At 72.0% G+C, this 21,625-nt stretch carries 17 protein-coding genes; 5 read left to right on the top strand and 12 right to left on the bottom strand.

Annotated features, from left to right (window positions below; all coding sequences use genetic code 11):
• The first annotated feature begins 9 nt into the window (after window positions 1–9).
• On the top strand, window positions 10–2,544 hold the full coding sequence (locus ACIBHX_RS10765) for a M4 family metallopeptidase (RefSeq protein WP_397066311.1): 2,535 nt from the start codon (window positions 10–12) through the stop codon (window positions 2,542–2,544).
• On the opposite strand, the gene ACIBHX_RS10760 is transcribed toward ACIBHX_RS10765, so the two are convergent.
• From ACIBHX_RS10760 to murA, 3 genes are all read right to left on the bottom strand, one after another.
• Window positions 2,541–5,342, bottom strand: a complete 2,802-nt coding sequence (locus tag ACIBHX_RS10760; protein ID WP_397067054.1) for an ATP-binding protein — start codon at window positions 5,340–5,342, stop codon at window positions 2,541–2,543. The two genes, ACIBHX_RS10765 and ACIBHX_RS10760, sit on opposite strands and share 4 nt — an antisense overlap.
• Before the next feature lie 227 nt (window positions 5,343–5,569).
• Window positions 5,570–7,768: a transglycosylase domain-containing protein gene (locus ACIBHX_RS10755; protein WP_397066309.1), complete on the bottom strand. Its 2,199-nt coding sequence runs from the start codon at window positions 7,766–7,768 to the stop codon at window positions 5,570–5,572.
• A gap of 57 nt (window positions 7,769–7,825) precedes the next feature.
• Window positions 7,826–9,136, bottom strand: a complete 1,311-nt coding sequence (murA, locus tag ACIBHX_RS10750) for a UDP-N-acetylglucosamine 1-carboxyvinyltransferase (RefSeq protein ID WP_397066307.1) — start codon at window positions 9,134–9,136, stop codon at window positions 7,826–7,828.
• 63 nt (window positions 9,137–9,199) lie between these two features.
• Between murA and ACIBHX_RS10745 the strand changes: the two genes are divergently transcribed.
• Window positions 9,200–9,715 (top strand): hypothetical protein, encoded by a 516-nt coding sequence (locus ACIBHX_RS10745; protein WP_397066305.1) that lies wholly within the window; start codon window positions 9,200–9,202, stop codon window positions 9,713–9,715.
• Window positions 9,716–9,970: 255 nt separating this feature from the next.
• Here ACIBHX_RS10745 and ACIBHX_RS10740 read toward each other — a convergent pair whose 3' ends face one another.
• From ACIBHX_RS10740 to ACIBHX_RS10715, 6 genes are all read right to left on the bottom strand, one after another.
• On the bottom strand, window positions 9,971–11,341 hold the full coding sequence (locus ACIBHX_RS10740; protein WP_397066303.1) for an amidase: 1,371 nt from the start codon (window positions 11,339–11,341) through the stop codon (window positions 9,971–9,973).
• Entirely contained in the window at window positions 11,338–11,643 is a 306-nt protein-coding gene (locus ACIBHX_RS10735) for a TetR/AcrR family transcriptional regulator C-terminal domain-containing protein (protein WP_397066301.1), read from the bottom strand. The genes ACIBHX_RS10740 and ACIBHX_RS10735 overlap by 4 nt, the downstream gene beginning before the upstream one ends.
• Window positions 11,644–11,790: 147 nt before the next feature.
• The gene (locus ACIBHX_RS10730; protein ID WP_397066299.1) at window positions 11,791–13,233 is read right to left on the bottom strand and encodes an amidohydrolase family protein; all 1,443 of its coding nucleotides are present in this window, start codon (window positions 13,231–13,233) and stop codon (window positions 11,791–11,793) included.
• The gene (locus ACIBHX_RS10725; RefSeq protein WP_397066297.1) at window positions 13,230–14,465 is read right to left on the bottom strand and encodes an MFS transporter; all 1,236 of its coding nucleotides are present in this window, start codon (window positions 14,463–14,465) and stop codon (window positions 13,230–13,232) included. Before ACIBHX_RS10725 ends, ACIBHX_RS10730 begins: the two co-directional genes overlap by 4 nt.
• Before the next feature lie 98 nt (window positions 14,466–14,563).
• Window positions 14,564–15,049, bottom strand: coding sequence for a Cys-tRNA(Pro) deacylase (gene ybaK / locus ACIBHX_RS10720; RefSeq protein WP_397066295.1), 486 nt, complete (start codon window positions 15,047–15,049; stop codon window positions 14,564–14,566).
• Between the two features lie 3 nt (window positions 15,050–15,052).
• Window positions 15,053–15,775: an AraC family transcriptional regulator gene (locus ACIBHX_RS10715; RefSeq protein WP_397066294.1), complete on the bottom strand. Its 723-nt coding sequence runs from the start codon at window positions 15,773–15,775 to the stop codon at window positions 15,053–15,055.
• Between the two features lie 55 nt (window positions 15,776–15,830).
• Between ACIBHX_RS10715 and ACIBHX_RS10710 the strand changes: the two genes are divergently transcribed.
• Window positions 15,831–16,952, top strand: a complete 1,122-nt coding sequence (locus ACIBHX_RS10710; protein WP_397066292.1) for an MFS transporter — start codon at window positions 15,831–15,833, stop codon at window positions 16,950–16,952.
• 57 nt (window positions 16,953–17,009) lie between these two features.
• Here ACIBHX_RS10710 and ACIBHX_RS10705 read toward each other — a convergent pair whose 3' ends face one another.
• Window positions 17,010–17,396, bottom strand: a complete 387-nt coding sequence (locus ACIBHX_RS10705) for a YchJ family protein (protein ID WP_397066290.1) — start codon at window positions 17,394–17,396, stop codon at window positions 17,010–17,012.
• A 78-nt stretch (window positions 17,397–17,474) separates the two neighbouring features.
• Here ACIBHX_RS10705 and ACIBHX_RS10700 point away from each other — a divergent pair, with 78 nt between their 5' ends.
• Window positions 17,475–17,840 carry a PASTA domain-containing protein gene (locus ACIBHX_RS10700; protein WP_397066288.1) on the top strand — a complete coding sequence of 122 codons (366 nt, stop codon included), beginning with the start codon at window positions 17,475–17,477 and terminating at the stop codon, window positions 17,838–17,840.
• Here ACIBHX_RS10700 and ACIBHX_RS10695 read toward each other — a convergent pair.
• Complete coding sequence (locus ACIBHX_RS10695; protein ID WP_397066286.1) at window positions 17,791–18,171, bottom strand: DUF488 domain-containing protein; 381 nt, start codon at window positions 18,169–18,171, stop codon at window positions 17,791–17,793. The genes ACIBHX_RS10700 and ACIBHX_RS10695 overlap by 50 nt on opposite strands.
• 123 nt (window positions 18,172–18,294) lie before the next feature.
• Between ACIBHX_RS10695 and ACIBHX_RS10690 the strand changes: the two genes are divergently transcribed.
• Window positions 18,295–20,724 carry a right-handed parallel beta-helix repeat-containing protein gene (locus tag ACIBHX_RS10690; RefSeq protein WP_397066284.1) on the top strand — a complete coding sequence of 810 codons (2,430 nt, stop codon included), beginning with the start codon at window positions 18,295–18,297 and terminating at the stop codon, window positions 20,722–20,724.
• Here ACIBHX_RS10690 and ACIBHX_RS10685 read toward each other — a convergent pair whose 3' ends face one another.
• Window positions 20,725–21,621, bottom strand: a complete 897-nt coding sequence (locus ACIBHX_RS10685; protein WP_397066282.1) for an epimerase — start codon at window positions 21,619–21,621, stop codon at window positions 20,725–20,727.
• Window positions 21,622–21,625: the final 4 nt, after the last annotated feature.

The raw sequence follows: 21,625 nt of genomic DNA, 5'->3' as shown, positions 1-21,625 counted from the left end.
GGACCTGGCGTGAGACGCAGATCCGTTCTCGCGGCAGCCGCCGGACTGGCCGTCACGGCCGCCCTGGTGGGCCCACCGGCCGCCGCCGCACCCCCTGGCGCGAACCCGCACAAGAGCCTGGCCGCCGACCCGGAGAGCCGCGCCGTGGCCGCGGCCGACCAGGCCGTCTCCAGCGGGCTGGACAAGTTACGCAAGGGACCCGACGAGACCTACTGGCGCCGAGCCGTGACGGGCGGCGCCAGCGGCATGTTCTACGTCGCCTACGAGCGCACCTTCAAGGGCCTGCCGGTGGTCGGCGGCGACGCGGTCGTCGTCACCGACTCCCAGGGCAATGTGCGCGACACCACCGCCGCCTCCAAGGAGACGAACTCCAGCCTCGGCATCCAGCCCAAGGTGGGCGCCGACAGCGCTACCAAGACGGCGAGCGGCCGCTTCCAGCGGGTCGACACCGCCGAGGCCCCGCGCCTGGTCGTTCTGGCCTGGGGCGCGCAGCCCAAGCTGGCCTGGGAGAGCGTCGTCACCGGCGTCGCCGAGGGCAAGCCGAGCAAGCAGCACGTGTTCGTCGACGCCCGCACGGGCAAGGTGGCCGACTCCTACGACGAGGTGCGCGAGGGCACCGGCAACGGCTACTACTACCCGAGCTCCAACATCTCCACCAGCCAGTCGGGCTCCACCTACCGCATGGTGGACACCTCCAGGCCGGGCATCCAGTGTGGCGGGCAGAACGGCTCGCCGTACACCGGACCCGACGACGTCTGGGGCAACAACTCCGGCACCGACCTGGAGACGGCCTGCGTGGACGCGCTCTACAGCGTGCAAAAAGAGTGGGACATGCTCCGCGACTGGCTCGGGCGTAACGGGATCGACGGCGCGGGCCGCGGCTTCCCCGCCGAGGTCGGGCTGAGCGACGTCAACGCCTACTGGGACGGCAGCAAGACCAACTTCGGCCACTCCCAGGACAACCAGCGCCAGGCCACGCCCATCGACGTGGTCGGCCACGAGTTCGGCCACGCCATCTTCCAGACCACGCCAGGCGGCGCGGGATCCGGCAACGAGAACGGCGGCATCAACGAGGGCACCGGCGACATCTACGGCGCCCTGACCGAGGCCTACGCCAACAACCCCAACGACCCGCCGGACTACACGGTCGGCGAGGAGGTCAACCTGGTCGGGGACGGCCCGATCCGGTACATGTACAACCCGTCGCAGGTGGGCGACCCCAACTGCTACTCCTCCTCGATCCCCAGCACCGAGGTGCACGCGGCGGCCGGCCCGCTCAACCACTGGTTCTACCTGCTGGCCGAGGGCTCCTCGCCCGGCGGCGGCAAGCCGAACAGCCCGATCTGCTCCGGCGGCCCTTCCTCTGTCACCGGAATCAGCATCCAGAAGGCCGGCAAGATCTACCTGGGCGCGATGCAGCGCAAGACCTCGTCCTGGCGTTACGCCAACGTCAGGTCGGCCTCGCTGGCCGCCGCGGTCGAGCTCTACGGCGCCAACAGCGCCGAGTGCGCGGCCACCAAGGCGGCGTGGAACGCGGTGAGCGTCCCGGTCCAGTCGGGCGAGCCCACCTGCACCTCTCCCACGCAGGACTTCTCGATCTCCACCAACCCGACCTCCGGCTCGGTGAACCCGGGTCAGTCGGCCACCACCACGGTCGGCACCCAGACCACCGCGGGCAACCCGCAGACGGTGAACCTCACCGCCTCAGGGCTGCCGAGCGGGGCGACGGCGTCCTTCAACCCGGCGAGCGTGACCAGCGGCAACAGCTCGACGCTGACGATCAGCACCAGCGCCTCGACGCCCGCGGGCACCTCCACGATCACCGTCACGGGCACCGGCGCGTCCGGCTCCCACACCGCCACCTACCAGCTGACGGTAGGCAGCACCCCGCCCACCCGGGACTTCTCCATCGCGGTGAACCCGTCCTCCGGCACCGTCCAGACGGGCCAGGCGATCACCACGACCGTCTCCACGCAGACCACGCAGGGCACGGCCCAGACGGTCAACCTGACCGCATCCGGGCTGCCGACCGGGGGCACCGCCTCGTTCAACCCGGCCAGCGTGACCAGCGGCAACAACTCGACGCTGACGATCAGCACCACGAGCTCGACTCCGGCGGGCAGCTACCAGGTGACGATCAGAGGCGCGGGTGAGACGGGCGCCCACACCACGGTGTTCGCGCTGACGGTGCAGGGGCAGAACCCCGGCCGCACCTTCCGCAACGACACCGACTACTTCATCGACGACTACGAGTACATCACCAGCTCGGTCACCTCCACCGCGAGCGGGACCGCGCAGTCGCCGGTGAAGGTCACGGCCACCAGCAACCACACGTGCATCGAGGACCTGGACATCTGGCTCCAGGGCCCGAACGGCAGGTGGTACCACCTGCGCTCGCCGGGTGGCACGTCCTGCACGGTCTTCGGCACCAGGAACTGGTCGGTGCCGGTCAGCCAGCAGGCCGCCGGCACGTGGACCCTCTACATCGAGGACTACTACGCGCAGGACACAGGAACTCTGGACTGGTGGAGCATCACCGTCTAGGCACCCGTGGTCCCGCCCGGCCCCTCGGGCGGGACCACGATCTCGGTCCGCGAGCGGACGCCGAGCTTGCGCAGCAGGGTGGCGACATGGGTCTCGACCGTACGGCGCGACAGGAACAGCACCTCGGCGATCTCCCTGTTCGTCCTGCCGAGCGCGACGAGCCTGGCGACCTCCCGCTCGCGGGCCGACAGCAGGCCCTCGCCGCGGCGCCGGTTGACGGGGGTGGCCACGCCGTACTCGCGCAGCGCGTGCCGGCAGCGGGCCGCGTCCCTGGTGGCGCCGAGCGCGGCGAAGCGTTCGGCGGCCTCGGCCAAGGCGGCGGCGGCAGCCGTGCGGTCGTCAAGCGCGAGCAGCGCGTCCGCGGCGGCCTCGCCCGCGCGGGCGGCGGCATAGGGCTGGGGCATGGCGGTGAAGGCGGCGCGCGCCGCCGCGAAGCGCTCGGCCGCCGCCTGCGCCCTGCCCGCCGACAGCTCCAGCGCCCCCTCGGCCAGCTCGAGCGCGGCCGCGGCGGCCGGCGCGACCCTGTCTGTCAGCCCGTCGGCGAAGCGCCGGACCAGCGCACCCGCCTCGCGGGCGTGTCCCGCCCGCAGCAGCGCGGTCACCGCCGCGGGCACCAGCTGGTCGCCCCACACCCACACACCCTTGGCGGCCAGCCGCCCGGCCGCCAGCTCGCTCTCCCGCGCGGCCGGCGCCACCTCACCCCTGGCCAGGTGCAGCTCGACCAGCCCGCCCCAGGCGGCGAGCACGAGAGGCAGGTAGCCCGTGTCGGGACTCCCGGCGGCCCGCAGGTGGGATTCGGCCTCGGCCCACTCGCCGGCGGCCAGCGCCAGCCGGCCGAGCACGTAGTGCGCCTCCAGCGAGCCGACCGGGCTCTCCGCGCCGTCCTCGACCGCGGCGACCGCCCGCGCCGCCAGGCCCTCCCAGTGGCCGGTCATCCAGTCCATCCGCAGCGCCACGCCGCGCGCCAGGTAGGCGGGGAACAGCGCGCCCGTCTCCTCGGCCAGCACCCGCCCGCGCCTGCCGTAGTCGTCGGCGAGCTCGTACTGGCCCAGCGTCACCGCCAGGTCGTACAGGTTGCAGTAGGCCCTGGCCACCTGCCTGCGCACGGCCGTGGACGGGTCGGTGGCGGGCAGCACGGCCGCCAGCTTCGCCGTCTCCGGCGAGCCGACGGACATGGCCAGCGTCGCCCGGTTGCCCATGACGGCCGCCGAGATCTCGGCGTCGTCGGCCGCCGCGATCAGCTCCTCCGCCCGTTCCATCCACTGCTCGTGTACGGCCAGCGGCTCGAGACCCCAGCCGGGCATGGCCAGCGCGGCCAGCCCGCGGGCCGCGAGCGCGGGCCGGTCGCCCAGCTCCTCCACCGCGGCCAGGATCGCGGGACGGCCCGCGGCCACGTCGCCGCCCTGACCGAACAGGATCAGCCCCAGCGACAGCCGCGCCTCGCCGCGCAGGTCCCTGCCCAGCCGCTCGTCGGAGACCAGGTGCCGCAGCAGCCGGATCACCCGCGGGTAGGCCAGGCTCGCCATGGCCAGCCTGGCCAGCGTCAGCACCAGCGCCGCCCGCTTCGAGCCGGGCAGGTCGGGATCGGAGATCATGCCCTCGAGCACCTCGACCGCCAGCGGCGTGTCGCCCAGCGCCGCGGCCTGGCGGGCCGCCGCGCCGCCGTAGCTCAGCCACGCCTGCCTGTCGCCCGACCTGCGGGCGTGGAAGGTGAGCTGGACCAGCGGCGGCGGGTCCAGCGCGGCCAGCGCGGCCATGGCCCGCTCGTGACCGAGCCTGCGGTCGGGGCCGGGGATCGTGTCGTAGACGGCCTCCTGCGCCAGCGCGTGGCGCAGGCCGTACCTGCTGTCGGGATACTCGTGCAGCACGCCGAGCCGGAGCGCCTCGCCCAGCCCGCAGGCGTCGCCCGCCACCGCGGACAGCAGCTGCTCGCCCACCGGCAGCCGGAGCACGGCGGCGGCGCGGACGGCGGCCAGCGCGGCGGGGGAGAGCCTGGCCAGCTGCTCGGACATCGACTCGCGCAGCAGCAGCGGCACCCCGGCCCGCTCGAGAGCCTCGGGCCGCCGGTCGTCGCCCAGGGAACGGACCACCTCCTCCACCAGGAAGGGGATGCCGCCGGTGCGCTCGTGTAACCGGGCCGCGAAGGTGGGCGGCAGGTCGGGCCGGCCGAGCAGGGCCGCGGCCAGCGCGCCCACGTCGGGCCTGGCCAGCGGCTCCAGCGCGATCAGCACGCTGGAGGCCGCGGGCGAGCCGCGGTAGGCGGCGCCCAGCGGCAGGCCGGCGGCAGGCAGTTCCTGCCTGCGGTAGGTCAGCACCAGCGCCAGCCCGTCCGGCGGGCGCCTGCGCAGGAAGCCCAGCAGGTCCTGGGTGCCGTCGTCGGCCCAGTGCAGGTCCTCGATCACCAGCACCGCCGGTCCCGCGGCGGCCAGCAGGTCGTGCACCGCGCGGAACAGGCGGTGGCGCTCGGCGGCCGGGTCGGGCAGCGGCGCGGGCGCGGGGGGCAGCAGCGGCGTCAGCTCGGGCAGGTGGCCGTGGAGCGCTCCCGTCACCGGGCTGAGCTCCTCCGGGCCGGGCAGTACGCCCCGCAGGTCGCGCATGGCCTCGAAGACCGGCCCGTAGGGGAAGGGCTCGCGCAGCGGATGGCAGTAGCCCACCAGCAGCGTACGGCTGGCCTGTTCGGCCGCGGCGTGCACCAGCGTCGTCTTGCCGATGCCCGCCTCGCCTTCGACCAGCGCCACCGCCGGAGGGTGGCGCATCGCTTCCAGGAGCGTCCGCAACGGCTCCGCACGACCGACCATTCCCACGACCGGACGTTATCCACCTGGGGCCCACGGTTCAATCCCGGAACATAACTCCCCGGTTGCGATGTCGTGTCAGAAATCTTGTCAAGGCTCTACGCCGCCACGTTCCCGTGCGCCGTGACGGCGGGTGCGCGGCACCGACTCGCCGGACTCGCCGGTCGCGGGCCCCCGGCCGGAGTGCGGCGGGCGGCCGGTGGGGCGGCTCGCCGTACAGGATCGATGATCTACTGGCGGGGGCGGGGGCGGGGGTTGACGTCCCAGCCGAAGTGGCGGCGGTGGGTGCCGGGGAACAGGGCCCGCCGGCCGCGGCCCGCCTTCTCTTTCTCCTTCTTCTTCTCCTTGGCCAGGGCCTCCTTGAGCCCCGGCGTGAAGCCGCCGCCGAAGCGGGCCATGTTGGGCGGCGCGAACCTTGTCGGGGGTGTGTCGCTCAGCGCCGACTCCATCGACGAGATCCAGATCGGACCGGGTAGCGAGGCGCCCTGCACGGAGCCGTAGTACTCGCCGCCGATCTCCACGTTCTCCAGCGGGTGGCGGTAGGAGCCGCGGATGTCGCCGACGCTGACCGCCGCCGCCAGGTCCGGTGTGTAGCCGGCGAACCAGGCCGAGGTGTAGCCGTTGTTCGTGCCGGTCTTGCCGGCGGCCGGGCGGCCGATGCTCTGACCGTGCATGGTCCCCTTGGTGAACACCCCCGACAGGATGTAGTTCTCCGCGTCCGCGACCTCCCGCTCCACGGCCTGGTCGCAGGCCGGCGGCACCCGGGTCGTCTGCCCCTCGGAGTCGGTGATCTTCACGATCGCCAGCGGGTGGCAGTATCGGCCCCTGGCGCCGAACGCGGCGAAGGCCGCGGCCACCGTGACCGGGTCCATCTCGTTGACGCCGAGCGTGAACGTGGGCACCTCGCGCAGCGGCCCGCCGTCGGCGCGGGTGACGCCGAGCGACCTGGCGGTGTTGACCACGTTGCACAGGCCGACCTTTCGCTCCAGCATCATGTAGAAGATGTTGACCGACTTCCAGGTGCCGGTCTCCAGGCTGTGCGGGCCGCCGGTGCCCTCACCGCTGGCGTTGAGCACGCGCGCCCGCGGGTCGTTGACGGGTTTGCCCGAGCAGTCGCGGTAACCCTGCGCGGGCACCAGCGAGCCCGGCGTCTCGAAGCCCTGGTTGAAGCGCCACCCCTGCTGCAGGGCGGTGGCCAGGGTGAACACCTTGAACGTCGAGCCCGCCTGGAGCCCCATGCCGCCGCCGTGCGCCTCGTCGGCGGCCAGATTGATCGTGGTGCGCGAGCCGTTCCTGCGCCCGCCCGGGTTGCTGCCGTACTTCTTGCTGACGGAGATCGCCCTGATCCGCCCCGTGCCGGGCTCGACCATGGCCTCCGAGCCCGCCTCGGTGTCCTGCGGGTTGACGTGGCCGCGCAGCGCCCGCGCGGCGGCGTGCTGGTCGCGTGGGTCCAGGCTGGTGCGGATGACCAGGCCGCCGGTGGCCAGGCGACGCCTCCGCTCCGCCGCGGTGGCCCCGAAGACCGGGTTGCTGAGCAACTCCTGGCGCACGTAGACGCAGAAGAACGGGTAGTCGCTCTCCTCGCACCCGCCGGGCTCAGGGTGCAGGGTGATGTCCAGCTTGGTGCGCTTGGCCTCGGCCGCCTGCGCCTGGGTGATCATGTTCAGGCCGGCCATCCGGTCGAGCACGGTGTCGCGCCGCAGCTTCAGCCGCGCCTGCTGCTTCCTGCCGATCGAGGGGTCGGTGAGGTTCGGCGCGCGTACGGCGCCGGCCAGGGTGGCGGCCTGGGCCAGCGTCAGGTCCGCCGACGAGGTGGAGAAGAAGCGATGGGCGGCCGCCTCGACGCCGTGCGCGCCCGCGCCGAAGTAGGCGATGTTCAGGTAGCGCTCGAGGATCTGGTCCTTGGTGTACTTGTCCTCCATGGCCAGCGCGTACCGCAGCTCGGTGATCTTGCGGCCGATGCTCTGCGCCCGCGCCTGGACCCGCTCGGCGTCCGTGCGCGCGTTCTCCACCAGGATGTTCTTGACCAGCTGCTGAGTGAGCGAGGAGCCGCCCTGCCGGATGCCGCCCGCCTGGGTGTTGGTCAGCAGCGCCCGCAGCGTCCCCTTGACGTCCATGCCGCCGTGCTCGTAGAAGCGGGCGTCCTCGATGGCCACGATCGCCTGGCGCATCACCGGCGCCACCCGCGAGAGCGGCACCTCGGTCCGGTTGGCGGTGTAGAACTGGGCGAACTGCTTGCCGTGCCGGTCCAGCAGCCGGGTCACCTGGGAGAGCGGCTCCTCGTGCGGGGGCGGGGGCAGGTCCACGAAGGAGTTGGCGACGTCCCTCGCGGCGATCCCCACCCCGCCCACAGCCGGCACGACCAGCGCGGCCGCCAGCATGCCGCTCACCGCGCCGGCCACACCCAGTCCGGCGATGGATTTGCGCACAGTCACTCAGATGATCTGCGACCGGCTGATCATGGGCAAACGCCGGGTTCCGACTCTTTACCGTTGCCTGCGGATGTTCAGACCAAGCGAGGCGAACTGCTCGTACGGGCGGTGATAGCCGCGCTCGATGTGGTGCACCCCGCGCAGCGTCGACACCCCGTCGGCCACCGCCGCCGCCAGCACGCCGGAGAACCCGGCCCGGATGTCGGGCAGCGTCACGTCGGCACCCCGCAGCTTCGACACCCCGCGCACCACGGCCGAGTGCTTGGCGTTGGTGTCGTGATACCGGCAGGCGGGCCCGCCCAGGCACTGGTCGAACACCTCGATCTCGCAGCCCATCGTCTGCAGGGCGGGCACGTACACCAGCCGGTTCTCGAAGACGGTCTCGTGCAGCACCGACATGCCCTGGCTCTGCGTGAACAGCACCATCAGCGGCGTCTGCCAGTCGGTCATGAACCCCGGGTGCGTGTCGGTCGACACCGCCGCGGCGCGAAGGCCCGCCGGCGGCGCCGTCGCGCAGACGTACTCGTCGTTGATGTCGAACTGGGCGCCCATCCTGGCCAGCGTGGTGATCGCGGTGACCAGGCGGTCCTGCGCGCAGCCGTGCACCCGTACCTCGCCGCCGGTGACCAGGCCCGCGGCCAGATAGGAGAACGCCTCGATGCGGTCGCCCGCCAGCCACGTGGAGGCGCCGCGCAGGTGGCCGACGCCCTCGATGACGATCCTGCGGTCGGGGGAAAGCTCGATCCTGCCGCCCATCCGCTGCAGGAACAGCGCCAGCTCGACCACCTCGGGCTCCATGGCGGCGTTCTTGATCACGGTCTTGCCCTCGGCCAGCACCGCGGACATCAGGATCGTCTCGGTCGCCCCGACGCTCGGGTACGGCAGCTCGATCCGGGTGCCGTTGAGCCGCTTGGCCTTGGCGTACACGCCGCCGTCGCCCACCTCGACCTCGGCGCCCATCGCGCGCAGCGCCTCGACGTGGAAGTCGATGGGCCGCCGCCCGATCGGGTCGCCGCCCACCAGCGGCACGAACGCCTCGCCCGCCAGGTGCAGCAGCGGGCCCAGCATGAGGATGGGGATGCGGTTCAGCCCGGTGAACGCGTCCGGCACCCGGGGGCGGATCTCGGGTCCCGGCTCGATCCGGATCTCCGCGCCGTTGATCTCCACGTGGATGCCCAGCGCTTCCAGCATCGCCGCCGTGATGCCCACCTCGCCCACCTCGGGGGCGTTGGCGATGGTGCTCTCCCCGCTGCCCAGCATGGCGGCGACCATGTGCTTGGAAACGGCGTTCTTGGAACCGCGTACTTCGACGTCCCCCCGCAGCGGCCCCGAGGGTTCGATCAGCCAGACCTCTTCTTGAATCACGAAGCGAGCCTAACCGGGCGATACCATCGAGCTGATTCGGACACACATGTGAGGGGGAGTCGCGTGGCGAGGGAAGTACGCGCTTTCGCCGTTACTGTCCTCGTTCTCGCCGCCCTGGCCGTTCCGGCGGGGTTGCTCTGGTCATGGGTGTCGCCGCGCGCGCCGTACCAGCTGACCGGTGAGGGACGGGTGCTGGCCGACCCGGCCACGCAGGCGCTCATCGCCGCCGACGGCTGGTTCGCGGTGATCACGGCGGGTCTCGGGCTGGTCTGCGGGGCGGCGGGCTGGCTGGTCGGGCGCCGCACTCCGGTGGCGATGCTGCTGGCCCTGTGCGCGGGTGGGGTGCTCGGCTCCTTCCTGGTGCGGTGGACCGGCTCGACGTTCACGCTGGGCGCCGTCACCGTGGCGGCCGCCGCGCCTGGCACCAAGGTGGTCGCCGGCGCGCTCTCGCTGAAGGCCTCGGGGGTGATGGTGGCCTGGCCGCTGATCGGGGTGGCCATGTTCGGGCTGCTCGAGGGCATGCACGGCTACCGCGAGTCCCCCCTACGCCAGCCGTACGGCGGCCAACCCCCACTCTGACCCAACCCCTGACGTCTTCGCCGACCCGCCGCTCCTCGCGGCCGCAGCGCCCATCGCTTCCTGCGCTGACCAGTCGCTCCTCGCGTGCGCGTCGGTCCATCACTCCCTGGACCTCAGCTCGCTCATCGCTCGGTGAATGTGAGCGCGCTCGTGGCCCTGTGGGCCCTCCTGTCGCTCTGGGGTTTGAGCTCGCCCGTCGCCCTTCGAGTTTGACCTTGGTCTCCCCCCGACGCTTTTTGGGTTTGATCTTGGGGTTTAGAGGGGTGGGTGGTGGGTGGCGTGGCCGGTGGCTGCTTCGAAGGATTTCGCGGCGCGCAGGACCTTGGCGTCGTCGAAGGGGCGGCCGACGATCTGGACGCCGACCGGCAGGCCAGAGGGCGTGAAACCGGCGGGCACCGAGGCGGCGGGCGCGTGCAGGACGCTGATCCAGTACGCCGATCGCATCCAGGCCAGGTAGTCGGGCATCGGGATCCCGTTGATCTCGCCCACGTACGGATGCTCGACCGGGAACGGCGGGACCTGGCTGACCGGCGCGATCAGCACGTCGTAGGTGTCGAAGAAGGCGGCCATCCGCTGGTAGAGGCCGCTGCGCAGGCGCTCGGCCCTGGCCAGGTCGGCCCCCGTGACCTCGAGCCCGCGCTCCACGTTCCACCGCGTGTTCGCCCCGAGCCCCTCCATGCCCGCGAACGACAGCGCGTAGTACCAGGCCCGGTAGACACGGAAGGCGTCCTCGGCGTCCGACAGGTCGAGATCCACCTGCTCGACGCGGGCCCCCAGCCGTTCGAACACGCCCGGCGCGGTCGCCGTCACCGCCGCCGTCTCCGGATCCACCGGCAGCCCGCCGAGGTCCGGGCTCCACGCGACGCGCAGCCCCGCCACGGACTCCTCTGGATCCGGGGTGAACGGCTCCTTGATCGCGTACGGCGAGCGGGGGTCGAACCCCGCCATGACCGACAGCAGCAGCTCCACGTCCTCGACCGTCCGCGCCATCGGCCCCGGCACCGCCAGCGTGTACCAGGCGGCCGTGTCAGAGGGATCCGGCACCCGGCCGGGCGTCGGGCGCAGGCCCACCACGTTGCAGAACGAGGCCGGGTTGCGCAGCGAGCCGCCCATGTCGGAGCCGTCGGCCAGCGGCACCAGGCCGCAGGCCAGCGCCGCCGCCGCGCCCCCGCTGCTGCCGCCCGCCGACCTGGTCAGGTCGTAGGGGTTGAGGGTGGCGCCGAACACCTCGTTCACCGTGTGCGAGCCGGTGCCGAACTCCGGCGTGTTCGTCTTGCCGATCGTGATCGCACCCGCCGCCCTGATCCGGCGGACCAGGAGGTCGTCCACGGCCGGGACGTTGTCGGTGAACAGCGGCGAGCCGTACGTGGTGCGGATGCCGGCGGTGTCGACGAGGTCCTTGTGCGCGATCGGCACGCCGTGCAGCGGCCCGGCCGGCTCGGCGGCGTCGGCGGCCTTGGCCGCGTCCATGGCCTGCTCGGCCGCCAGCGTCACGACGGCGTTCACCTTCGGGTTGACCCGTTCGATGCGGTCCAGGTGCGCCTGGAGCAGCTCCACGGCGCTGACCTGCCGGTTCCTGACCAGGCGGGCCATCTCGGTGGCGCTCAGGTAGTGCAGTTCGCTCACGGTTTCGATCCTGCCCCATGCGGTTGCCCGCCACTACGGCGAGGGTTGCCGAGAGAGGCGGCCAGGCCGTCGAGCACCTGCTCCAGCCCCAGCGCGAACAGCCGCTCGAGGCGGTCGGGCAGGTGCGGGATCCTGGCCTCGTCCATGATCCAGGTGAACGTCGGATAGCGGCCGCTGTCGCGGATGACCTGGCCGTAGGGGCTCTGTTCGGCCATCCAGTCGTCCATCGTCATGCCGGAGCGGCGGGCCGCCTCCCGCTCGCCCAGCTCGCCCGCGACGGTGCCGCGCACGTAGGTGGCCACCGCCGACACCTCGGCAAGCAGGTCCCGCCGACAGCGCCGCCGACCACGGGTGGCGCAGCATCAAGCCGTACCGGATCAGGGGATCAGGCGGGGCCGGCCATACCGGATCAGGGGGTCAGGCGGGGTCGGCCGTACCGGAGCAGGGGGTCAGGCCCGCACGGGGCGGCCGGGCATGGACTCGGGCAGGAGGGCGCCGTTCCTGACCACGAACCGGCCGTTCACCACGACGTGGACGAAGCCCTCCGAGGGGGCGACGGTCGCGGCGTAACTGGCGCGGTCGGCGACGGTCTCCGGGTCCAGGACGGTCAGGTCGGCGTCCATCCCCGCCTGCACCCGGCCCTTGCGGTGCAGCGCGGGCACCACCCGGGCGGGAACGTAGGAGCAGCGCCGGATCGCCTCGGGCAGGCTCAGCAGCGCCTGCTCCCTGACGAGCTGCCGGAACACGCGCCCGTAGGTGCCGGCCGTACGCGGGTGCGAGGCGGCGTCGGCGGGCAGCGGCCAGGCGGCGGGGTCCGGCGTGCGGATGAGCGGCACCGCGTCCGTGGCGACGGCGGCGTCCTCGAAGGCCAGCGCCTTCTGGATGAAGGCGAACTGCGCCGGATCCTCCTCGTCGAGCAGGTGCACGAAGGCGGCGGAACCGGGCTCCCGCTCGCGGGCCGCCCGCAGCTCGGCGTCGTCGGCGAAGCGGCCGCCCGACAGCAGGCCGATCGAGTGCGGCGACAGACCGCGCCGGTGCAGCAGCTCCGGCGCCAGGAACGCGGCGCCCACGCCCGTCATGCCCGCGCCGTACGGGTAGGCCTCGGTGGTGACCTTGGAGCCCTCCGCGCGGACGCGCTCCACCAGGCCGAGCACGCGGTCGACGTGCCGGACCGAGGTGGAGTTGACGTGGCAGTAGTGCATGTGGGCGCCCGTCTCCGCGGCGGCCCTGACGATCTCCTCGGCGCCGTCGATCGGAGTGTTCGGGTCCTGCTCGACCAGCTCGCGGGCGTGGGTGTAGGTGGGCTGGCCGGCGCGGGCGGCCAGCGCGGCCACGGCCAGGTACTCGGCGGGGTCGGCCAGCGGCGCGTAGCCGACCAGGATGCCGATGCCGAGCGCGCCGTCGGCCAGGTCCTTCTCCAGCATGGCCACGATCCGCGCGGTCGCCTCGGCGTTGCCCGGCTGCTGCCACTCGGCGCGGCCGATGTTGGCGAGCAGCACCTCCAGGCTGGCCGCCGGATCCACTCCGGCGAGCACCGACATGCGGGCGGCGGCCCAGGAGGTGGAGAAGCCGTAGTTGAGCGGCCTGCCCTCCAGCTCGGCCTGCCGGTAGGCGCGCGCGACCGGGTACGCGCCGGCCTCCAGCTCCAGCACCGTCGTCACGCCGTCGAGGGCCTGCAGCCGGTGCCCGGCCAGGTCGGCGCTGTGGCTGTGCAGGTCGATGAAGCCGGGCGCGACCACCAGCCCGCCCACGTCCAGCCGCTCGGTGCCCTCCAGCGGCACGTCGGACACCGCGCGGATCACGCCGCCGGTGATGCCGACGTCGCGGACGGCGTCCAGGCCGGTCTCCGGGTCGATCACCCGCCCGTTGGCGAGCACCAGGTCGTAGGTCACGAAGCCTCCTTGAAGGTGAACTGCTCGGCTCGTTGCGGCACCACCACGGCGATCAGCGCGCCGAGCACGGTGGTGCCGATCAGCAGCCCGAACGCGGCCGTGTAGGAGAAGCGGTCGACGAGCCACCCCATCAGCACCGGCGTGATCACCCCGGCGATCTGGCCGCCCACGTTGACCACGCCCATGCCCGAGCCGATCACGGCGGGCGGCAGCGCCCGTACCGGCATGCCCAGGATGCCCATCGTGGACAGGCCCGCGACCGCCATCGCCAGCGTCTGGAACAGCGTGAAGCCCTCGGCGGTGTCGGCCATCAGCATCGGCACCAGCAGGGCGGCGGTGCACAGCAGCAGCGGGACCACATACAGCCGGGCCCGCTGGCTGAAGTAGCGGTCGAACAGGTAGCCGCCCAGGATCGTGGTCACCGTCATCACCAGGCTCGGCAGGGCGGAGAACACGCCGGTCTTCAACAGCGAGATGCCCTTGGCCTCGAGCAGGTAGCTCGGCACCCAGGTCATCATCCCGTAGGCCAGCATGTTCGTCGCGCAGAACAGCGCCGCGAACTTCCACACCGCGGGCGCCTTCAGCACGGCGGCCAGCGGGGGCGCCTGCTTGACCTGGACGGGCTCGCTCAGCTCGACCGGCAGCGGCTTGGGCAGCAGCGCCCACAGCAGCAGGCCGATCAGCACGCCCACCGCGGCCGTCACCCAGAACGTGTGCCGCCATCCCACGGCCAGCAGCAGCGGCGCGACCACCAGCGGCGCCAGTCCCGCGCCCAGCTGGTTGGAGGCCAGCATCGCACCCGCCGCCGTGGCCCGCCGCTCTGGCGTGGTCCGTTCCGCCATCGCCTTGAACGACGCGCCGGGGAAGATCCCCTGCCCCACCCCGAACAGCGCCCTGATCACCAGCAGCGCGGCCAGCCCCCAGGCCAGCCCGGTCAGCGCGGTGAACACCGACCACAGCGCCAGCGAGGTCACCAGCAGCCGCCGCGAGCCGAACCGGTCGGCCAGCAGCCCGCCGGGGATCTGGCACAGCAGGTACACCAGCGAGAAGACGGTGATGAGCCAGCCCTGCTCGGTCTTGGTGAGCGTGAACTCCTGCCCGATGAACGGCAGGGCGACGGCCACCATCACGCGGTCGACGTAGTCGATGACCCATACGCCCATGAGCAGGCCGACGGTCAGGGTGGCTGTTCGGCGGACATCGGAGGGGGTGATTTGCGTCGCGAGTCCCATACCTGACGTATTGTTGCGGCGACTCAGCGCCAGGGCTTTGGTCTGGCCGACAAACTACCCGGCTCCGCTGGTGCCTGCGGACGAATTCGGGCCCGCGGCTAGGCCTTGCCGATGTCGGCGGTCACCGCCCTGGTCAGTGTGATGAGGTTGGTGGGTGCGGTCTCGATCTGCAGGCCGCGCTTGCCGGCGGAGAAGTAGATCGTCTCGAAGTCCAGCGCCGAGGCGTCCACCACGGTGGGCAGCTGCTTGCGCTGCCCGAGCGGGCTGATGCCGCCCAGCACGTAACCCGTCACGCGCTCCACCTTGGCCGCGTCGGCCATCGCCGCCCGCTTGCTCTTCAGCGCCGCCGCCAGCGCCTTCAGGTCGAGCTTGCCCGACACCGGCACGACGGCCACCGCCAGCCCGCTCTCCACCTCCGCCACGAGCGTCTTGAAGATCCTGTCGTACGGCACGCCGAGCGCGTCGGCCGCCTCTTCCCCGTAGGCCTGCGCGCCGGGGTCGTGGTCGTAGGGGTGGAGGGTGAATTCCGCCTTCGCCTTCGTCAGCGCCACCGTGGCCGGGGTACCGCCTTTCGCCTTGCTCATGATCTAGAGCCTAGTAAACGCCCGGCCCGGCGTGTCACCCAGCGCCCTGCGGAAGACGTCGATGAACGCGCTGGCAGAGGCCCATCCGCAGCGGTGCGCCACGGTCGTCACGGCCGTGCCCTCGGCCAGCAGGATGAGGGCGTGGTGCAGCCTGAGCTGGGTGCGCCACTGCGGGAAGCTCATCCCGAGCTCCCTCCTGAACAGCCTGCTCAGCGTGCGGTCGCTGACGCCCGCCTGCCTGGCCAGCTCCGGCAGGGTCTTCGAACTGGCCGGGTCGTCGTGCAGGAGGCGGCAGATGGCCGCCAGTCGGGAGTCGCGCGGGGTGGGCAGGTGCAGCGGCTGCTCGGGGGAGCGGCGCAGCTGGTCGAGCAGGACCGCCATGACCCGCTCCTCAGGCTCCTCGGTGTAGCTGACGATCAGCTCGCGCAAAAGCGGCGCCACGGCCAGGACCGCGGGCCTGCGGAGGTTCAGCGGGTTGCCGGTCAGGCCGATCAGCCGCAGGTCCGTGTCGCCGTAGGCGCGGTGCTCGTGCACGGTGCCCGCGGGGATCCAGATCGCCCGGTTCGCGGCGGCCACCCAGCTGCCGGCGTCCGTCGTGATCGACACGACGCCGCGCCGGGCGTAGGCGATCTGGTGGTTGTCGTGGCGGTGCGCGTCGATCCCGGCTCCGGAAGCCAGCATCCGGATCCCGGTCGGCGCTTCCGGCGTGTGGCGGATTTCCGACATATGTTGGCATTTTATCGGAAGCGTGCCATCGGCCTGACTGGCCAGGCTGAGGGGCGTGAACAGGATCGCCGTGCTCGCCTTCGGACATGCCAGCGTCGACCTCTACCAGGGCGCCGTGCCCGCGCTCGTGCCCTTCCTCGTGGCCGAGCGCGGGTACGGCTACGTCGCCGCCTCGGGGATCGTGCTCGCGGCCACGCTGCTGTCGTCCATCGTGCAGCCGGTGTTCGGCGCGCTCACGGACCGGTGGCGGATGCCGTGGCTGATCCCGGTCAGCATGACCACCGCCGGGCTCGGGGTCGCGCTGAGCGGGGTCGGCTCCGCCTACGTCACGACCTGGCTGGCCGTGGCCCTGTCGGGGCTCGGCGTGGCCGCCTACCATCCGGAGTCGGCCCGGCTGGCCAGGATCGCCAGTGAGGGCAGCCACGTGCGGATGAGCTGGTTCTCCCTCGGCGGGACCCTCGGCTTCGCCACCGCGCCCCTGCTGGTGACGCCCCTGCTGTCGGTCGCGGGGGTGGGGGGCTCGCCGTACCTGGTGGTGCCTGCGCTGCTCGGGGCGCTGGTAACGGTGCTGGTGATCCGGTCGGTGCGCGCCGGCGGGGGCGGCGGTCCGGCGGCCGTGACGGTGCCGGGCAGGGACGACTGGCCCGCGTTCCTCCGGCTCACGCTGGTCATCGTGTCGCGCTCGATCGCCTACGTGGGGCTGAGCGCCTTCGTCGCGCTGTACATGGGCGGCGGCCTGGCGGGCGGGCTCGCCCTGTTCGTCCTGTTCGGCGGCGGCGCCGTGGGCACGGTGATCGGCGGCCGCCTCGCCGCCCGCTTCGGCCGCATCCGCACGATGCGCGCCGCCTACCTGGCCAGTATCGTCGCGATCGCCGGCGTCCCCCTGGCCCCCGGCTGGTCGGCGTACCTGTTCATCGCCCTGTCGTCGATGGCCCTGTACGCCCCGTTCTCGCTGCACGTCACGCTCGGCCAGGACTTCCTCCCCAACCGCATCGGTACGGCCAGCGGCGTCACCCTCGGCCTGGCGGTCAGCGCCGGCGGTCTCGCGAGCCCGCTGATCGGCGCCCTGGCCGAGGCCACCACCCTGCGCCTGGCCCTCGGCACGCTGGTCGCCTTCGCCACCCTGTCCTGGCTCCTCTCCCGCACCCTCCGCGAACCCGCCGTGGAGACCTCGTGAAGAGACCGTGCAGAATCGGCCGGATCCTCCGGGTTCGCTGCTAGCTCGACGGTGCGTTCATGGGCTGGTGACGTCGCCGTCTACGTAGACCCAGGCGCCCTCGACGCGGGTGAAGCGGCTGCGCTCGTGCAGTTCGCCGGCCTGGCCGCGATGGGTGTAGCGGGCGCGGAACGTGACGGTTCCCTCGGCGTGGACCGGGCTGCCGCCCGTGGTCTCCTCGATCTCCAGGCCCGTCCAGCGCATCCCGCGCTCGAAGCCGACGCGGGCAGGCCGGGTACGCGGATGCCAGGTGCGCAGCAGGTAGGCCTCGTCGCCGCGGGCGAAGGCGGTGTAGCGCGAGCGCATCAGCGCCTCGGCGGTCGGCGCGGCCTTGCCCGCGTGATAACGCCCGCAGCAGTCGTCGTAGGCGGCGGCCAGGCCGCACGGGCACGTGGAGTGGGACATGCGTTCCATTGTCGTGGAACGGCGGTGGAACGCCTCCCTGGTGTAGCCCCACACAGTCCCAAGAAGGGAATCGACACCATGCCAAGTCGCAAAGCTTTAGGGACCGCGCTCGTCGGAGCCGGCACGCTGGCCGCCGCGCTGCTGGTCGGCACGCAGCCCGCGTCGGCGACCAGCCCGTTCTGCACGGTCAACAACGGCGTCCAGTTCTGCCAGATGCCGGATCTGTCCGGCGACAGCCTGTCGCAGGCCAGGTCGGAGCTCTCCTCGGTCGGCTTCCAGGTCGGCCGGGTGAGCTTCTTCGTGGACAACATCTGCAACAACATCAACACCGTCGCCTCGCAGAACCCGCGAGAGACCGTGAGCGCGCCCAACCTCATCCTGTTCCCGCAGGGGACTAGCGTCGACCTGCGGATCGGTACCCGGCCGAACCACCCGTGCCCGTGAGGTAGTCGCGCAGGACTACCGCCTGGTTGTGGACGGGGTCCTTGGCCGCGTACAGCAGCGTCACAGGCCCGTGCGCGGCCGCGTCCCTGATCGGCTGGAGCGCCTCCGGATGGGCGTCGAGCTCGGCCCGGTACCGCCGGGCGAACTCGGCGAAGCGCTCCGGCTGATGGCCGAACCATCGCCGCAGCTCAGTGGAGGGCGCGGCGTCCTTCAGCCACCCGTCCAGCTCCAGGTCGTCCTTGCGCACGCCGCGCGGCCAGAGCCGGTCGACCAGGAACACGGCGCCTTCGCGGGGCTCGTGGTCGTACACGCGTTGGATGCACACGTCCATACTCCGACGATAACTGGTCATGACGGATTCCAGTTGCGGAGCGCGACGGGTCATCACTTGTGCGTAGTCGTCCTACGCCCCGCGGGGGTGGAACGCTCCCCGGCGAAGGCAAATCATCGCTCCATGAAAAAGGCAAGCTTCGCCGTGTTATGCGGACTGCTCATCACCTTGGCCGTGGCGAAGCCCGCCGCCGCCACCGGGACCGCGGACGAGATCCATTTCACCTACGCCGGTCCCACCTCGGTGGTCTTCGACTGGCGCGGCACGGCGACCACCATCGACTACGGCACCAGCACGAGCTACGGCACGACGGTGACCGCGGTGGCGCCCGCCGTGACCCCGGTCTCCTCGGCCGGGCCGTTCTGGCAGGCGACGCTGACCGGGCTGACGCCCGACACGTCGTACCACTACTCCATCGGCGGCGGACCCGACCTGGTGTTCCGCAGCCCGCCGAGCGGAGCCTTCCGCTTCGACGCCGGCGCGGACATGGGCAACTCGCTGGACTTCGGCGCGATGGCCGCGATCCAGGCGCAGATGGCCAGCGACGACCCGGCCTTCGTGCTCATGGCCGGTGACCTCACCTACGCCGAGGCCACCACGCAGGCCTCGGTCGACCAGCACTTCAACGACGTGATGGCGTGGAGCAGGACCGCCGCCTACATGCCGGCCTGGGGCAACCACGAATACGAGAACCCAGCCAAGGACGACCTGCGCAACTACAAGGGCAGGCTGCTCATGCCCAACGCGCAGACCTCGCCCGGCGCGCCCGCCCTCGGGTGCTGCGGCAACGACTGGGGCTGGTTCGACACGGGCGGCGTGCGCTTCATCGCCTACCCGGAGCCGTACACCTCGGCCACCTGGACCGACTGGGGAGCCAAGGCCGACGCCCTGTTCTCCGCGGCGCAGGCCGACCCGTCGATCAACTTCATCGTCACCTACGGCCACCGGCCCCCCTACTCGACAGGATCGCACCCCGGTGACGCCAACCTGGCCGGCATCCTGGACTCCTTCGGCGCGACGTACTCCAAGTACGTGCTCAACATCGACGGCCACTCGCACAACTACGAGCGCTTCAACCCGATCCACGGCGTCACCCACGTCACCGTCGGCAACGGCGGCGGCGGCCTGGTCCCCTGGACCACCCCGGCGAGCCCCGACACGGCCTACCGGGCGCTGCACTACGGCCACCTGCGCGTGGACGTCGGCCCGACCGGACTGCTGGTCGAGGAGATCTGCGGCCCGCCCTCCAGCAAGGACGACATCACCTGCACCCTGGGCGACGTCATCGACCAGGTGACGATCGGCACCCCGCCCGTGATCCCGCCGCCCACCACGATCTACGTGGACAAGAACAACCCCAGTTGCTCCGACGCCGGCGGCGGCACCGCGATCCAGCCCATGTGCTCGATCACCGCCGGGGTCCACCTGGTGGCACCCGGCCAGACCGTGCTGGTCTCCTCGGGCACCTACACCGAGTCGGTCGACGTGTCGCGCTCGGGCACCGCGGCCAAGCCCATCACGGTGTCGGTCGCGCCAGCGGCCTCGGTAACCGTCACCGGAGGGGATTACGGCTTCAAGGTCTCCGGCGAGTCCTACGTCACGATCAAGGGCTTCACCGTCACCGGCAACGCCAAGTACGGCATCTATCTGACCGGCAGCGACCACATCACGATCGACGGCAACACGGTCACCAACGCCGGGCAGCCCGTCTCGGGCCAGACGGCCCGCGGCATCTATGTCTCATCGACCACGGATTCCGTCATTTCCGGAAATGTCGCCCACCACAACACCGACGCCGGCATCTACCTCACCTCGTCGGCCGCCCACATCACCGTGCGGGGCAACACCGCCTACCAGAACGCCCGCCAGTACGAGCGCTCGGCCAACGGCATCGACGTGCGCGGCGCGGACGTCTCGGTGATCGGCAACGTGGTCTACGACAACGAGGACTCCGGCATCCAGTTCTACACCGGCGCCAGCAACGCCCTGGCCGTCAACAACGTCGCCTACAACAACGGCGACCACGGCATCGACAACCTCAACGTGCCCGGCGGCACCCTGGTCGGCAACACCGCCTACCGCAACTGCACGACCGGCATCAACGTGGAGGGCACCTCCTCCAACTACACGATCAGGAACAACGTGGCCGTCGACAACGCGGTCTACCCCGCCTACAACGGCATCTCCTGCAACCGCCGCGCCGGCAACATCGGCGTGTGGGACTCGGCGCCGTCCACCACCACGGCCGACAACAACCTGGTCTACCTGTCGACCAGCGGCAAGATGTACGCCTGGGGCACCACCTACACCACGCTGGCCGCCATGCGCACCGCCACCGGCCAGGAGGCGCACGGCCTGCAGGCCAACCCGCTGCTCACCGCGAACCTCCACCTCCAGGCGGGCTCGCCCGCGATCGACTCCGCCGACTCGGGGGCCACCGGAGCCCTGGCCACGGACCTGGAGGGCAACGCCCGCTACGACGACCCCGCCACCGCCAACACAGGCACAGGCCCCCGCAGCTACGACGACCGCGGCGCCTACGAGTTCCACTAGTCAGTACGGCAGGCAGTCCCTGAGCGCGGGTCCCAGCTCAGGGAAGCGGAACGCGAACCCGCTGTCGAGCAGCCGCCGCGGCACGCAGCGCCGCCCGGTCAGCGCCAGCTCGGCGTCCGTGCGCAGCACGAGGGCGCCGAGCCTGGCCAGCGGGGCGGGCGTGGGCAGCGCTGCGGGCCTGCGCATGATCCCGCGCAACGTGGCCATCAGCTCGGCGTTGCGCACCGGGTTCGGGCTGGTAGCGTGCACGACGCCGGACAACCCGGGGTCGTCGACCGCCCGCCGTACGATCGCCAGCAGGTCGGCGATGTGCAGCCAGCTCACCCACTGGCGGCCCGAGGCGATCCGCCCGCCCAGCCCCCAGCGCACCAGTCCGGAGAGCCGGTCGAGTGCGGGGGTGCCGGGGTCGAACACGACGGCGGTCCGCAGCACGACCTGGCGCCCGCACGTGGCGCCCTCGGCGGCCGCCTCCCACGGGCGGGCGACGCCGGCCATCTGAGGCGGTCCTTCCGCCACCGGATGCCCTTCGGCGATGACGGCCTCGCCGCCGTCGCCGTAGACGGCCAGCGTGCTCATCTGCAGCCACACGGCGGGCGGGTGGCCTTCCGCGGCCAGGGCCAGCGCCCGCGTGGGCTCCACCCTGGAGCGGGTGAGCAGCGCGATGTTCGCCGCCGTCGGAGGGCGGTCGACCAGCTCGCCCGCCAGGTTCACCAGCACGGCGCCGTCGAGCTCGCCCGCCCACGCGCCCGCCGTGACGCCGTCCCACGCGACCTGCCGCCAGGGCGAGCCCGGCCTGATAGTCCGAGTCAGCACCACGATGTCGTCGCCGCGGCCCGCCAGATCGGCCGCGATCCTCCGCCCTAATGCGCCGGAACCCCCGGCGAGCACCACTTTCACCCAA

This window comes from Nonomuraea sp. NPDC050536 (assembly GCF_044457685.1).
GTDB lineage: Bacteria > Actinomycetota > Actinomycetes > Streptosporangiales > Streptosporangiaceae > Nonomuraea.
This window is presented reverse-complemented; position numbering and strand designations above follow the sequence as displayed.

Coding starts and splice junctions, on each gene's coding strand:
- ACIBHX_RS10715 (WP_397066294.1), bottom strand. CDS start 15,775: ATGTCGGAAATCCGCCACACGCCGGAAGCGCCGACCGGGATCCGGATG.
- ACIBHX_RS10690 (WP_397066284.1), top strand. CDS start 18,295: ATGAAAAAGGCAAGCTTCGCCGTGTTATGCGGACTGCTCATCACCTTG.
- ACIBHX_RS10725 (WP_397066297.1), bottom strand. CDS start 14,465: ATGGGACTCGCGACGCAAATCACCCCCTCCGATGTCCGCCGAACAGCC.
- ACIBHX_RS10760 (WP_397067054.1), bottom strand. CDS start 5,342: ATGGTCGGTCGTGCGGAGCCGTTGCGGACGCTCCTGGAAGCGATGCGC.
- ybaK (WP_397066295.1), bottom strand. CDS start 15,049: ATGAGCAAGGCGAAAGGCGGTACCCCGGCCACGGTGGCGCTGACGAAG.
- ACIBHX_RS10695 (WP_397066286.1), bottom strand. CDS start 18,171: ATGGACGTGTGCATCCAACGCGTGTACGACCACGAGCCCCGCGAAGGC.
- ACIBHX_RS10700 (WP_397066288.1), top strand. CDS start 17,475: ATGCCAAGTCGCAAAGCTTTAGGGACCGCGCTCGTCGGAGCCGGCACG.
- ACIBHX_RS10705 (WP_397066290.1), bottom strand. CDS start 17,396: ATGTCCCACTCCACGTGCCCGTGCGGCCTGGCCGCCGCCTACGACGAC.